Source organism: Luteolibacter sp. SL250, from assembly GCF_026625605.1.
Classification (GTDB): Bacteria; Verrucomicrobiota; Verrucomicrobiia; order Verrucomicrobiales; family Akkermansiaceae; genus Luteolibacter.
In genome coordinates, this window is sequence record NZ_CP113054.1 from 534,614 (window position 1) to 547,008 (window position 12,395).

Here is a 12,395-nt window from a genome sequence, read left to right on the forward strand (position 1 = left end):
GTTTCAGTTCAGTGGTGCCACGGGCAGGCGGAAGCCCACGCCGAAACGATTCCATGCATTGATGGTGGCGATGGCGAGAGTGAGTTCGGGGATCTCCTTCTCGCTGAAGTGCGCGCGGAGTTCCGCGAAGTCCGCGTCGGTCACATGGCCGCCGGGCAGGTTGGTCAGTGCCTCCGTCCAGCGCAGCACGGCCCGCTCCGCCGGGGTGTAGAGGTGGGGTGCTTCCCGCCACACCGGCAGCAGGTTCAGCCGCTGGGCGCTTTCTCCGCCTTTCAGCAGATCGTTGAAGTGCATGTCGATGCAGTAGGCGCAACCGTTGATCTGGGAGGCGCGGAGCTTGATCAGCTCATAGAGTTTCGGGTCGATGCCCGACGAACGGACCGCGCCTTCCAGGGCGATCATGGCTTTCATGGTGTCCGGTGCGGTTTTCCAGTGTTCAATGCGGGCCTTCGGGGTGCCGGTGTCTTCGTTCATACACCCTGATGACGAAACCGGCTGTGGGTTTGTGACAGGGGAGAGGAATATTTTCCGGGCTGGCGCGGATATGGAATTCTGTTTCCTCCGCCGGTGGTCCGCCATAGGATGGCGGGACGTGAGTGGTACGACGACGAAGGGACAGATGCTGGTGGCCGCGCCGGTCCGGTGGGATGAAGCGTGTTTCTCCGTACCCGCGGTGAGGGCGCTGGTGGCATCCGGTCTGGCGGTCGGCGTACTCTGCGAGGAACGGCAGGTGCCTTTCTGGGAAAGGATCACCGGCATCCGCGTGACGGGCTTTCCCCCGAAGCCGGATGTGAAGGAGCTGGCCGCCGGGATTGCAGGGGGTTGGTCCGGGGCCTTGGTCTGGGAGCCTGGCACCGCGGCGGACATCATCGTCCGCGCGCAGATCGCCAAACGCATCGGGCCGGAAACCAAGGCGCTGCGGAAGGTGATGACCCACCCGGTGAACCAGGTGAAGGAACCGGGACCGGTGGAGCACCGCGTCCGATTCTACCTTTCGCTGGTGGAGAAGCTGGGCGTCATCACCTCACGGCCGGAGTTTTTCGCTCCTCTGGAAAGCGTCGCGCCTCCGGTGGCCGGGAATGTCATGCTCTGCCCGGACTCCGACCTGGGCGTGACCTATGAGTGGCCGTTGGACCGCTGGGTGGAACTGGCCGGTGCGCTGAAGGCGGAAGGCGCGAAGCTGACCATCGCCGGGCTGTCCGGCACCCGTGGAAAGGGCAGGCTGCTGGCGGAAAAGCTGGGGGAGAGCGAACGGTTTCTGGAGGCCCGGCCACTGGCGGGCGCGCTCGATCTGTTCGCCGCACATCAGGTGGTCATCGCCTCGGAAAGTTCTCTGCCCCACGTGGCCGCCTTCGCCGGGGCCACCTGTGTGACCCTTTTTGGCCCCGGAGACCCCACTTCGCGCAGGCCGCTCGGCAGGCAGCACGGCATCGCCCGCCGCCACGTGGAATGCGCGCCGTGTTTCCTCGAAAAATGCCCCATGGACCTGCGCTGCCAGGAGGAGCTGAACGTGGACCGGGTGATGGGCGTGGTGGCGGCGTTGTAGGGATTGCCACGCCACTACCTTCTCACCGGCGTGACTTTCTCGCCGCGGCGATCTGGGCCATCAGGCGGTGCAGGATGAGGCGGTGGTCGAGGCCGGTGGTGACCAGGGCCTGGTCAGCGGTCAGCGTCGCCTCCAAGACTTGCTGGAGTCCGCCCAGCTCAAAGTTTCCGGCGCTCTGGACCGCGAGGAAAATGGGGAAGACATTCACGCCGGAGCCGTCCTTTTTCTGCGGCAGCCACGCGCGGTCCGCCTCCGGAAGCCGGTTCAGCCCGCCGGCGAACGACTGGTAGTTGCCAGCCGGGATGTTGAGTTTCTCCACGATGAGCTTTGCCATGTAGAGGTTGCGGATCGTCGGGATCACGGAGGCGCGCATGATGCCGATGGCGGATTCATCCGCCTCCAGTTGCTGGTCGATCAGCTCGATCGCGCGGAGGGCGTCGCCTTTCTGGATCGATTTTCCGATTTCGAAAACGACGGCGGCCCGGCTCAGTGGCACCATCTGGCGGACGTCTTCCTCCGTGACGGTGCGGCGTTCTTCGCCGAGGAAAAGGTCCAGCTTCTCCAGCTCGTTGCCGATCTGCTGGGACTGCTCCCCCGCGAGCAGGACGAAGAGTTCCAGCGCGTCCGGCTCGAACTTCAGGCCGAGTTCCGCGGAGCGCTTCGAGACGAGGTGCCCGACCTGATCCATCCAGTCGTCGCGGGAGGTGTCGATGCGGTCGTAGGTCTGCACGTCCGCCGTCTTTTCGATGAACTTCCAGAAGCCGCGCCGCTTGTCCACGCCCATGGCGGTGAGGAGGAACTTCACGCCGTCCGGCAGGCCTTTTTCCAAAGTGGCACGGAGCGCCTCGATGCCGGCCTCCGTCCGCTGGGAGCGGCCGGTCACGGTGTCCGCGAAGAAGTTGGCGTTGCGCAGCCAGACCACCTTGTCCCCGCCGAACATGGGGATGGTCAGCAGTGCCTGCACGGTGGAGGCGCAGATCTCATAGGCGGAGTCCGAGTTGTCCGCGATGCCGTCGATCGTCTCGTGGGTGAAGCCGTCGTCCACGCCGCCGGTCAGCTCATTGTGGAGGTGGAGCGCCTTTTCCCGGACCAAGCCTTCGTCGGTGCCGACGATGGCGAAGAAGTTGCCGGATTTCGGGGATGCTTTCGGTTTGGCGGCCACGCCGGGAGATTGGACGGTGCGCGCCGGACATCCAACTCCGAAGGTGTCCCGCCGGAAAACTTTCCGTTGAAAAGCGGAGGGGCTTGGGCCGTAGTGGAGGTGACGTATGAAGAACCCCATATTCTCGATCGTTTTCGCCGCCCTCGCCCTGATCCCGGTGGGCGCATCCGCCGCCGAGCCGAACAAGGTGCATGAGCAGATGGAAAAGATGGACGACGCCTACAAGGCGTTCCGCAAGGAGACCGACCCGGCGAAGGGCGCGGAACTCGCCCGCGAGGCCCAGACCTACGCCATCCAGAGCCTTTCCGAAGTGCCGCAGATGGTAAAGAACATCACCGATCCCGCGGAGAAGGCGAAGGCGCTGGCCACCTACAAGAAGATGATGGCCAAGCTGGTCGCCTCCCTCTGCGAGGTGGAGGAAGCGTTCCTCAACGGCAAGATCGAGGACGTGGAAACCATCGTCGATTCCCTCAAGGACCAGAAGAAGGAAGGCCACGAGAAGTTCGTCCCGGAGGAGTGATCCCCGCAGGACGGTGACTGCCTGGTGCCCTCAGCGGAGGTGCAGCTTGAGGATGCGTTTGACCTCCTCCGAACTCACCGGGCAGTCGGTCACGCCGTGACCCCATGGGACCACCTTTTCGGATTCCACGGGGTTCACGCAGGATGAATGATAGGGGACGACCCCGTCGGAGCAGTCGGGGATCTGTCCCTTGCCCCGGTTGCCGACGATGGAGTGGAAGTGGATGTTCCGCGGCAGGGGCATCTTGTTCAGTGCCTTGATGCCCCGGCTCCGCGGTGACAGGCTGCTGATGGAGGTGGGCATGCGGGGTGCCTCTCCCCCCGCCTCAGCGGACTCCTTCGCGGCATGGAGGGTGGCGTCCAGCAGGTCCACGGTGAGGATCTTCGGCAGGCGGATGAAGTTGGAGGTCATCATCGCGAAGCGCATGTTCGCCATCGGGCTGCCATGGTGGGGGACTGCGAGGAAGACGACGCGCTTCGGCTCCTTGAGAGGCTTGTAGAACATGCCCGCGCGGATGAGTTCGCGGGTGCTTCCGTTCACCTCCAGTTGGTCGATGGGTTTGTCGAAATGCTCATCATAGATCACGCGGCCCGGGTCGGTGATGCTGGAGCGGGTGATGAGTCCGCCCATGGAGTGGGCCAGGATGACCATGTTGTTGAGCTGGGTGTCATCCCCCTGTGTGCGGGCGTATTTCGTCGCGGCGTTGATGTATTCGCGGAAGCGGATGCCGGTGTAGAGCCACGGATTCCCCGTGGGGTAGTTGAACAGCCAGACCTGGTATTTCTCGCGGAACCATGGCTCCGGGGAGAGGTCGTTGATGATGTAGCGGAAGGCGTCCGGGCTGGATTTCAGTCCATGGACCATCACGATGGGGATCTTCTTCGGATCGTAGGGTTGGAGAAAGTAGAGTCCGGTTTCCTCCATGTAGCGTCCGGGCAGCAGCACGTTCTGGATGGTGAGGTCATCCAGGTTGCTCATGTTCCAGTAGAAGACATTGGGCGCGGTCCAGTCCGCGGCGAGCGGGCGGCGGGTCTCCGCGTAGTAGAAATCATCATCGATCCAGCGCTTCACGAAGTGCCAGACCGGCTTCCCGTCCTTGTCGAAGCGGAGGGTGGCATTCACCGCGTAGGGCATGCCGGTGGGCGGCTGGAACGCGGGGCGGGGGACATTGATGGGCGTGGTCTCCTTCCAGCCGACCAACGCGACGCCGATGCCGGGGGTGAGGTGGCGCCGGTTTTCCCGCCGGATCTTCACATTCGTGGCGGGGAAAAGGGCGTCGAATTCGCCGGGGTCCGCCTTGTGACGCTTCGCCGGAAAGATGGTGGTGTCCATGGCGGCGGCGCGGTCCTGCCAGGAACCCTGGCCGCAGCGGAGCTGGTCGAACAGCCGGGCGACGGCGGTGTTGTAGTCCGCCTCCGCCTTCGGCCAGTCGGCCTTGCGTGATCCGTCGGCCAGCACCTGCCAGGAGGTCCTCGCGGTCTCGACCAGCGTGTTGGCGGGTGCCCGGGACGCCCGCGGCACACGGTGGCACTGCGGAGGCTGGGGAGCACCGCAGTGGGTGAGGCAGACGACGGCCAGAAAAGGCAGCGCGAAACGGACGATGACTTTCATTTGGCGGAGCGGTCGGAGAATGGAGGAGGAAAGGGAAGATTCCAAGATCGGATCTCATCTTGTAGCGGAAGTCGTGAGACTTCCGGCTGGGGGAAGTCCACTGAAAACCGGAGCCAGTTCGGTCGTGGTGAACCTGCCCAGCCGAACCTCTCACGAGGTTCGCTACCGGATTGTCTCCCATGAGGGAATGCCGATGGTTTTCAGATACGGCGCGCAGGCTGCGTCCTCCCGGTCCGTTCCCAGCGCCTGGTAGAGATGCCAGATCGGCTTCTTCCCGTGCGGGTCGCCGGGTTCGTCGGGGAATTTCCGCAGGCCGATGCGGAGTCCGTATTCGTGGCGGTTGTCGATCCAGTTATGATATTCCCATGCCTTGATGGAGGAGAGGCCGGACAGTTTCTTCCAAGCGTAGGCCATGCCCGCAGCCTGCTCTGCCAGGACGGCGTCGGAGTAATCCTTCGAGTTGAAGCCATTCTCGGAGAGGTGGACGGGGCGGACGTTTCCATGGTGGAGCAGCCGGGGTTGCTTCATGAAGACGTCCAGCACCTCCAGATTCTTGGGGGTGATTTTGGCGGTGTCCGGGCTGTGGGTGGCCTGGTCATCCTCCCAGGTGCGGGGATTGAGCAGGGACTGGGGGTAGGGATGGTAGGCTACACCCCAGGGGAAATCTCCCTCCGCCTCACCGAAGCGGGCCAGCAGATCGAGCAAACGCTTCGAGCCATACCATTCCTTTTTCCCGGGATCCGCCCAGTGGTGCGTGAGGGAAATCAGGACGCGGGCGTTCGGATCATACTGGCGGGCGATGAGGTCCATCATCCGCATGGAGCGCAGGTAGAGATCCATGAACTCGACGGCGGACTTTTCACCCGCGTTGGTCCACTCGTGGCCCGCATCCACCTCGTTGTGCATGATCCACTGGTGGACCCGACCGTGCGGGGTGCCTGCCTTTGACCACCGCTCGGCCATCAGATCGAGGACTGCCCCGTAAAGGGAAATGCCGTCAGTGGAAGTGACGTTGGGCATGGCAAAGATGCCATCCTTCGTGGCGTCCGGGTGGCCCATCAGACGGACGACGTCGTTATTTTCACGCGCGGGATTTCCCACCAGCAGGATGGCGGAAACCATCACGCCGTTCTTCTCCGCCTCCGCGAAAGTCCGGTCGAGTTCGGCAAGACGGTCCTCCCGCGCATGCCAGGTCCGGCCATTCCACTGGAACGGCACCGTTCCGGGACCGGGCTGGAGCGCGACCAGCGTATCGACCTTCACGTTCACGGTGACGGAGGAAATGCCCAGCGTCTCCAGCTCCCCGGGGATGCGGCCGGCGTTCCAGCCGCCGAGGCCTTTCTTCGATTTCAGGACGGCGGGTGGCAGGTCCGGTGCGCGGCAGGTGACCTCCTCCGCATAGCGGGCATGGGAGATGGCTTTCCCGTCCCCGACCAACTGCCAGCGGTGGGTCAGGCGGTCGCCACGGGGAACGGTCAGGCTGAACTTCCCCGGCTGGATGGTGGCGAGGATCTCCGGTGCCGTGGTGTCATCATGACGCCGTTCCATCGGCAGGGACGCCAGGGATGCCTCCCGGTCGCTGGTGCCGGAAATGGTGATCTCCTTTTCCCCGGCGGTTACCCGCTCGATCCGGGCGGAAAATTCCGCCTCCAGATAGGCATCGAGCCGTGCTGACAGGTCCTCCGCTCCGGCAAGTGTGGCGGCGAGCGCCCAGCCGAGCGCCGCGATGGTTGGCATCCTCATGACGCGGCTTCCAACGGAGGCCGGTGGGCCGATATTTCACCACACTTCCCGCTTCCCCCGGGCAAAGTTCCCGATAGTTTCTCCGGACCATGTCCGCGACACTTTCCCTCATTCCGAAAATCGAACTCGGCGTCGTGCCGACCCATATCAAATTCGTCGGCGGCCTGGTGCCGGATGACAAAGGTTCCTTCCCGCGCGACGAGGACGGCGTGGTGCTGACGGTGGCCGAGATGCGCCGCCTTTGTGAAACCTCTCCGGTGAAGATTTCCTGCGTGCAGATCCCCTACTTCGCCGGTGCCCGCGCCACCGAGGTGGACGAGCTGATCAGCGGCCTCCGTGAGCTGGACCTGGAGGTCCACCTCATCCTGATGGTCGGCGGCGCGAACCCGATGAACCCTGCGGACGAGGACGCTGTCGTCGCCCAACTGGTGCCCGCCCTGAAGGCAGCCGCCGAACACGGTGTGGCCCATGTTTCCTCCACCTCCATCGAGGAGTGGATGAGCACCAACGAGACCCGCCGCGAAGGCGCTGACTACCAGGCCGCCATCGAGCAGAACGTGAAGGTCCACCTCCGCGCCTACAAGGAAGCGGGCTTGGCCGGCTCCGAGGTGAAGAACTGGCACATCGAGTTCCTGCGCCCGGGCGAGTTCAAGACCTTCAGCAGCATCCAGCGGGGCTGGGATTTCGTCGCCGCCGCGAACAAGGCGCTGGGCAAAAAGTTCTTCAAGCTGCTGGTCGATGCCGCCCACTGCGGCGACTCCGGCCTCAGCATCCCGGAAAACGAACAGATCATCGCCGACCTCGCCGCCGCGGATGAGCTGGGCATCTTCCATTGCTCCTGCCCGACGACACGTGGCTGCTTCTCCACCGACGACGGCTGGATCGGCGCGCTGCTCGCCGCTGCCGCGAAGACCGGCAAGCTGGAGCACGTCTTTGTCGAGTTCTTCCACCATGAGGACCCTGCGCTGGAACTTCTCCGCAACCTCGACCCCGGCCACGGCATCGATACCCGCGACGGCCGCAGCTACACCGAGCTGACCGTCGATGGCCTGGTGCAGACCGCCCATCGCTTGAATAACTACGTGGCGCGTGGGGTGTTGAAGTAAGGGGGAAGGACATTGCGGCAGAGCCGCCATGTCCGCTTCGCTCCCATTCCTGTCCTTCGGCGGCATAGGCAAACAAAGGAGGAGCAGCAATTCAGACTCCACGAGAGCCTGATGCGGAGTTCCTTTCTTTGTGCTCGTTGCAGCGTTGCGGGGATCTCTTTCATGACTCACCAATGCCGCCGGGGGACAGGAGTGTCCCCCCTCCTTACTATCTTGATGCTTGAAACCCGCCGGGGAACTCCGAAGTCTCCCCACCATGGAAAGAATTCACGGTGCCGCATCCTATGTGTTGAAGTCGGACTTGGTGGAGGTGGCGGTCACGGGGGATGGCGGTCATCTCGCTCCGGTGAGCTTCAGATTGGGCGATCGTGTGGTGTCCCCGTATGCGCTGGCGCCGTGGCTGCCGGATGAGGTGGACCAGGACCTGCCCGTGCTGCTGAAGAACCTGCGCGGCGATTTCCTTTGCCTGCCCTTCGGCCCGCAGGAAGGCGGCCAGCCCCACGGTGAGACGGCGAATTTCCCGTGGGAAGTACTGGAAAAAACCGACGACACCCTGCTCCTCCACATCGATGCCGGGGACATCGGCGCTTGTGTGAAGAAAGCCATCACGCTCAAGCCCGGCCACACTGCCCTCTACATCGACCACCGGATCAAGGGCCTGGAGGGGGATTTCAACTATGGCAACCATCCCGTCCTCGACCTGTCCGGCGTGAAGGGCCGCGTGACCGTCAGTCCCTTCCGCTGGGCGTCCGTCTATCCGCCCTATTTCTCCGATCCGAAGGACGGCGCGAGCCAGGCGCTGCGGCGCAACGCCACCTTCACGGACCTGAAGCACGTTCCGCTGCAGAACGGCCAGACCACGGACCTGACCCACTACCCGGCCCGTGCCGGAAATGATGATCTGGTGATGATGGTCAGCGTGCCCGCGACGGTGGAGCAACCATTCGCCTGGTCCGCCGTGGTGTTCGACGGCTACGTCTGGTTCCAGCTCAAGAATCCCGCGGATTTCCCCGCCACCCTGTTCTGGCTGTCGAACGGCGGTCGCTCCGCCGCTCCGTGGAACAGCCGCTACACCGGCAGGCTGGGCGTGGAGGAGGTCTGCTCGCATTTCTGCGATGGCGTGGATGCGTCACGCCAGGATCTGCTCAAGGAGCACGGCATCCCCACCACCCGGCATTTCTCGAAGGACGAAAAGGTTTCACTGCGGATCATCCAAGGCGTCGCGGCGGTGCCGGAGGGCTTCGGAGCCGTGGCGGAGATCGTTCCTGCTGGAGATGGCACCATTTCCGTCATTGGGGAGCATGGCCATACCGTCACCGCTGTGGTAGATTGGAAATTCGTGCTCTGACGGTATTTAGAAAAAGTCAGACAATTCTTGAAAAAAATCTGACGAATTGGATATTGGAAGCATGAAAATCAGCGTCGATCTGTCCGAGGAGGAGCTGGAGGAAATAAGCCGGGTTACTGGCCTGTCCAAGAAAGGTCCTGCCATCCGCAAGCTGGTGGTGGACGCCCTGCAGCTTCGTCGTCGCGCGGAGATCTCGGCCAAGTTCCTATCCGGCGAATATTCCACAGGGCTGGAAGGCTACGAAGAAGCGAAAGCCTCCGACCGGTCGGAAGCATCTGACTTTGCCGCCCTATGGCACTGATCCTCGACTCCTCATTGTGGGTTGATTTCACCCGGAGAAAATCACCCGCTGCCCTAAAGGCGAAGATCCATCCATGGATCATGGATCACCGCGCGACTCTCTGCGAGATGGTCGCGTTCGAGGTGCTGCGACACGCCACGATCGCCGAACGTGGTCCGCTCACGGCTCAGTTTTCCACTCTCCCGTTGCTGGCGACTCCGCCTACCCTCTGGCGGGATGCCGCAAAACTGGGCCAGGCTTGCCGGGACAAGGGAACCAACGCGGGCTCGATGGATCTCCTCATCGCCGCCATCGCCCTGCACCACCGTGCGGAGCTGGTGACATTCGATGCGGACTATCACGCGATCTCCGCTGTTTCAGGGTTGAAGATCACGGTTCTCAGCAGGGCGATACCCTGATCAGATCCGAGAATGAGGGCCCCGATCCTTTCCACTCGCGAGAAAACGGCTTGCCTCCGCCGGTCCATCCGCTGAAATACAGAAATACACGAAAAAAACCACGTTTTCCCACATTATCCAAAATCCATGAGCCATCCGCGCACCACCGAAGACCTGACGACCACTTCGTCGAATCTCAAGGCCCTCATCGACGGGCATCTCGAAGACACCGGCGGCCTGCTCCGCCTTTCGCCGAACTGGGTTCCCCGTTCCTTCCTCCAGCCGGGCCGCCGCATCAAGCTGCACCCGGACGACACCTACGCCTATGGCCTGAGCCGTGGCGGCATTGACGAGCGCTGGTTCGGCTCCACCACGGAGACCGCCAACGAAGGCCGCGACGGTGACGAGGGCCTGTCCTACGTCGTCGTGGGCAAGCAGCGCTTCACCCTGCGCGACGCCATCGCGGAGTCCGGCGCGGGCATCATCGGCAGCGCGCTGTGGGACAAGTATTCCAAGTGGCCGGTCTATTCGAAGTTCTTCGACAACATGGGGCCGATCCCGCACCACATGCACCAGAGCTCGGAGCAAGCCGCTCTGGTCGGTCAGGAAGGGAAGCCGGAGTCCTACTACTTCCCGCCGCAGCACAACAACGTCGGCAACAATTTCCCCTACACCTTCATGGGCTTCGAGCCCGGCACCACCCGCCAGCAGGTCTATGACTGCATCAAAAACTGGCACAAGGGTGACAACAAGATCCTCGCCCTGTCGAAGGCCTACAAGCTGGAGCCCGGCACCGGCTGGCTCATCGACCCGTGCATCCTCCACGCCCCGGGTTCCCTCTGCACCTATGAACCGCAGTGGGGTTCCGACGTGTTCGGCATGTACCAGAACCTCGTCGAAGGCCGCGAGGTGCCATGGTCCCTCCTCGTGAAGGACATGCCAGCGGACAAGCACCAGGACATCGACTTCATCATCGACCAGCTCGACTGGGAGAAGAACGTGGACCCGAACTTCAAGGACAACCACTACCTCGAACCCGTCACCTCCGAGAAGGGCGAAGGCTACCACGACAAGTGGATCGTCTATGGCAAGGTGGACGGCTTCCAGTACTTCACCGCGAAGGAACTCACCGTCGAGCCGGGCCACAGCGCCACTATCAAGGACAACGGCGCGTCCTCGTCCATCGTCGTGCAGGGCGAAGGCTACGCCAACAAGCTGCGCCTCACCTGCCCGAAACTGCTCCGCTTCACCGAGCTTTCCCAGGACGAGTTCTTCGCCACCGAGGAAGCCTCCAAGGCGGGCATCACCTACAAGAACACCTCCGACACCGAGCCGCTGGTCATCCTGCGCTACTTCGGACCGGAAGTGAACCCGGACGCCCCGGCGATGGGTGCCTACAAGAACAAGTAAGTCATGCAACCGCGCAGGAAGGCCGTTGTACATCTGTTAGGCGGAATTGCCCTCATCGTCGCTGGAGTCATCCTGACCGTGATGAAGATGGGACCATTTCCGCTGGCGCTCGTCTTCCCCGGCATCCCGCTGTTCTTCCTGGGCCTCGCATCTTTGAAAACTCCACAAAACTGAACCCCTTGATTTCATGAAACTCCATAACGCCATGTGGCCCGGCCTTGTCGGGAAAGAACCCGGCACCGACCACCCGCCGATCCCGCTCGACCGCATGATCGAGCTGACCGTCAACGCGTCCGTCAACGGCCGCAAGTTCGACGGCATCGACTTGTTCCTGTTCCACCCGCACACCGACCCGGACATTTCGGAAAGCGACCTGCGCGCCATGGCGGACAAGATCGCCGCCGCCGGACTGAGCGTTGGCTCGCTGGTGGCTCCGGTCTGGCCCGGCACCGTCGGTGGCAGCGCCTTTGGCTCCGCGGAGGACCGGAAGAACTTCGTTCTCGCCATCGAGAAAGCCTGCCGCATCGCGAAGATCCTCAATGACCATGGCGTTCGGAAGTCCGGCGTGCTCCGGATCGACACCGCCGGCGGAGTGGATGCTTTCCTGGAAGACCCTGCGGGCAACACGAAGAAGATCGCCGAGACCTTCCGTGAGGCGGGCAAGATCGCCCAACAGAACGGCGAGCGTCTCGCCGCTGAGGGTGAGATCTGCTGGGGCGGCATGCACTCGTGGAAAGCGATGCTGGATACCCTGGAGGCCACCGGCATGCCGGAGGTTGTCGGCTTCCAGGCGGACCTCGCCCACACCTACCTCTACCTCATGGGCTACAACGCCCCGGAGGCCGCGCTGCTCCAGCCCGGCTACACCGACGAGGAGTTCTGGCCGGCCTACAAGACGCTGACCGACGCGCTGCGCCCGTGGACCATCGACTTCCACGTCGCCCAGAACGACGGAACCGTCCATGGCACCGGCTCCCACGACAAGACCGGCCGCCACTGCCCGGCGGACGATCCGAACGGCAAGCTGGATATCGCGAAGGCCTCCGCCTACTGGCTCAAGGACGCGGACAAGCGCGGCATCAAGCACATCTGCTGGGATGGCTGCATGTTCCCGAACGAGACGCTCGAGAAGCAGGAAACCTGGAACACCATCCTTGGCGCGATGATCAAGGTGGACGAAGCCATCTGATCTTACGGAGCGCGGACTTCAGTCCGCCTCTTCCCTTCCTCAACCGAACAAGCGGACTGAAGTCCGCGCTCCATCCATTCCA

At 63.1% G+C, this 12,395-nt stretch carries 13 protein-coding genes; 9 read left to right on the plus strand and 4 right to left on the minus strand.

Features of this window, described 5'->3' with window-relative positions:
• Window positions 1-3: 3 nt before the first annotated feature.
• A complete protein-coding gene (locus OVA24_RS02400; protein WP_267673169.1) occupies window positions 4-474 on the minus strand; it encodes a carboxymuconolactone decarboxylase family protein in 471 nt (156 codons plus the stop codon).
• Window positions 475-592: 118 nt separating this feature from the next.
• Between OVA24_RS02400 and OVA24_RS02405 the strand changes: the two genes are divergently transcribed.
• Window positions 593-1,546 (plus strand): glycosyltransferase family 9 protein, encoded by a 954-nt coding sequence (locus OVA24_RS02405; protein ID WP_267673170.1) that lies wholly within the window; start codon window positions 593-595, stop codon window positions 1,544-1,546.
• Between the two features lie 22 nt (window positions 1,547-1,568).
• Here OVA24_RS02405 and holA read toward each other — a convergent pair whose 3' ends face one another.
• Window positions 1,569-2,708, minus strand: a complete 1,140-nt coding sequence (holA, locus tag OVA24_RS02410; RefSeq protein ID WP_267673171.1) for a DNA polymerase III subunit delta — start codon at window positions 2,706-2,708, stop codon at window positions 1,569-1,571.
• Between the two features lie 106 nt (window positions 2,709-2,814).
• On the opposite strand from holA, the gene OVA24_RS02415 reads away from it, so the two are divergent.
• Entirely contained in the window at window positions 2,815-3,228 is a 414-nt protein-coding gene (locus OVA24_RS02415) for a cytochrome b562 (RefSeq protein ID WP_267673172.1), read from the plus strand.
• Between the two features lie 30 nt (window positions 3,229-3,258).
• Here the strand turns inward: OVA24_RS02415 and OVA24_RS02420 are convergent, their stop codons facing one another.
• Window positions 3,259-4,839 (minus strand): esterase/lipase family protein, encoded by a 1,581-nt coding sequence (locus tag OVA24_RS02420; RefSeq protein ID WP_267673174.1) that lies wholly within the window; start codon window positions 4,837-4,839, stop codon window positions 3,259-3,261.
• Window positions 4,840-5,001: 162 nt separating this feature from the next.
• Window positions 5,002-6,576: a DUF5722 domain-containing protein gene (locus OVA24_RS02425; protein ID WP_267673175.1), complete on the minus strand. Its 1,575-nt coding sequence runs from the start codon at window positions 6,574-6,576 to the stop codon at window positions 5,002-5,004.
• A 95-nt stretch (window positions 6,577-6,671) separates the two neighbouring features.
• Between OVA24_RS02425 and OVA24_RS02430 the strand changes: the two genes are divergently transcribed.
• The 7 genes from OVA24_RS02430 (at window position 6,672) to OVA24_RS02460 (ending at window position 12,313) form a co-directional block, all read left to right on the plus strand.
• Window positions 6,672-7,688 carry an IolE/MocC family protein gene (locus OVA24_RS02430; protein ID WP_267673176.1) on the plus strand — a complete coding sequence of 339 codons (1,017 nt, stop codon included), beginning with the start codon at window positions 6,672-6,674 and terminating at the stop codon, window positions 7,686-7,688.
• Between the two features lie 256 nt (window positions 7,689-7,944).
• Window positions 7,945-9,036 (plus strand): hypothetical protein, encoded by a 1,092-nt coding sequence (locus OVA24_RS02435; RefSeq protein ID WP_267673178.1) that lies wholly within the window; start codon window positions 7,945-7,947, stop codon window positions 9,034-9,036.
• A 61-nt stretch (window positions 9,037-9,097) separates the two neighbouring features.
• Complete coding sequence (locus tag OVA24_RS02440; protein WP_267673181.1) at window positions 9,098-9,337, plus strand: hypothetical protein; 240 nt, start codon at window positions 9,098-9,100, stop codon at window positions 9,335-9,337.
• Window positions 9,328-9,735 carry a PIN domain-containing protein gene (locus tag OVA24_RS02445; RefSeq protein ID WP_267673183.1) on the plus strand — a complete coding sequence of 136 codons (408 nt, stop codon included), beginning with the start codon at window positions 9,328-9,330 and terminating at the stop codon, window positions 9,733-9,735. Before OVA24_RS02440 ends, OVA24_RS02445 begins: the two co-directional genes overlap by 10 nt.
• Window positions 9,736-9,861: 126 nt before the next feature.
• Window positions 9,862-11,124: a cupin domain-containing protein gene (locus tag OVA24_RS02450; RefSeq protein WP_267673185.1), complete on the plus strand. Its 1,263-nt coding sequence runs from the start codon at window positions 9,862-9,864 to the stop codon at window positions 11,122-11,124.
• Window positions 11,125-11,127: 3 nt separating this feature from the next.
• Complete coding sequence (locus OVA24_RS02455) at window positions 11,128-11,298, plus strand: hypothetical protein (protein WP_267673186.1); 171 nt, start codon at window positions 11,128-11,130, stop codon at window positions 11,296-11,298.
• Window positions 11,299-11,311: 13 nt separating this feature from the next.
• Window positions 11,312-12,313: a TIM barrel protein gene (locus OVA24_RS02460; protein WP_267673187.1), complete on the plus strand. Its 1,002-nt coding sequence runs from the start codon at window positions 11,312-11,314 to the stop codon at window positions 12,311-12,313.
• Window positions 12,314-12,395: the final 82 nt, after the last annotated feature.

What these genes read in the sequence shown, in the direction of transcription:
- OVA24_RS02400 (WP_267673169.1), bottom strand. Translation starts at nt 474, where the DNA reads ATGAACGAAGACACCGGCACCCCGAAGGCCCGCATTGAACACTGGAAA.
- OVA24_RS02415 (WP_267673172.1), top strand. Translation starts at nt 2,815, where the DNA reads ATGAAGAACCCCATATTCTCGATCGTTTTCGCCGCCCTCGCCCTGATC.
- OVA24_RS02420 (WP_267673174.1), bottom strand. Translation starts at nt 4,839, where the DNA reads ATGAAAGTCATCGTCCGTTTCGCGCTGCCTTTTCTGGCCGTCGTCTGC.
- OVA24_RS02425 (WP_267673175.1), bottom strand. Translation starts at nt 6,576, where the DNA reads ATGCCAACCATCGCGGCGCTCGGCTGGGCGCTCGCCGCCACACTTGCC.
- OVA24_RS02430 (WP_267673176.1), top strand. Translation starts at nt 6,672, where the DNA reads ATGTCCGCGACACTTTCCCTCATTCCGAAAATCGAACTCGGCGTCGTG.
- OVA24_RS02435 (WP_267673178.1), top strand. Translation starts at nt 7,945, where the DNA reads ATGGAAAGAATTCACGGTGCCGCATCCTATGTGTTGAAGTCGGACTTG.
- OVA24_RS02440 (WP_267673181.1), top strand. Translation starts at nt 9,098, where the DNA reads ATGAAAATCAGCGTCGATCTGTCCGAGGAGGAGCTGGAGGAAATAAGC.
- OVA24_RS02445 (WP_267673183.1), top strand. Translation starts at nt 9,328, where the DNA reads ATGGCACTGATCCTCGACTCCTCATTGTGGGTTGATTTCACCCGGAGA.
- OVA24_RS02450 (WP_267673185.1), top strand. Translation starts at nt 9,862, where the DNA reads ATGAGCCATCCGCGCACCACCGAAGACCTGACGACCACTTCGTCGAAT.
- OVA24_RS02455 (WP_267673186.1), top strand. Translation starts at nt 11,128, where the DNA reads ATGCAACCGCGCAGGAAGGCCGTTGTACATCTGTTAGGCGGAATTGCC.
- OVA24_RS02460 (WP_267673187.1), top strand. Translation starts at nt 11,312, where the DNA reads ATGAAACTCCATAACGCCATGTGGCCCGGCCTTGTCGGGAAAGAACCC.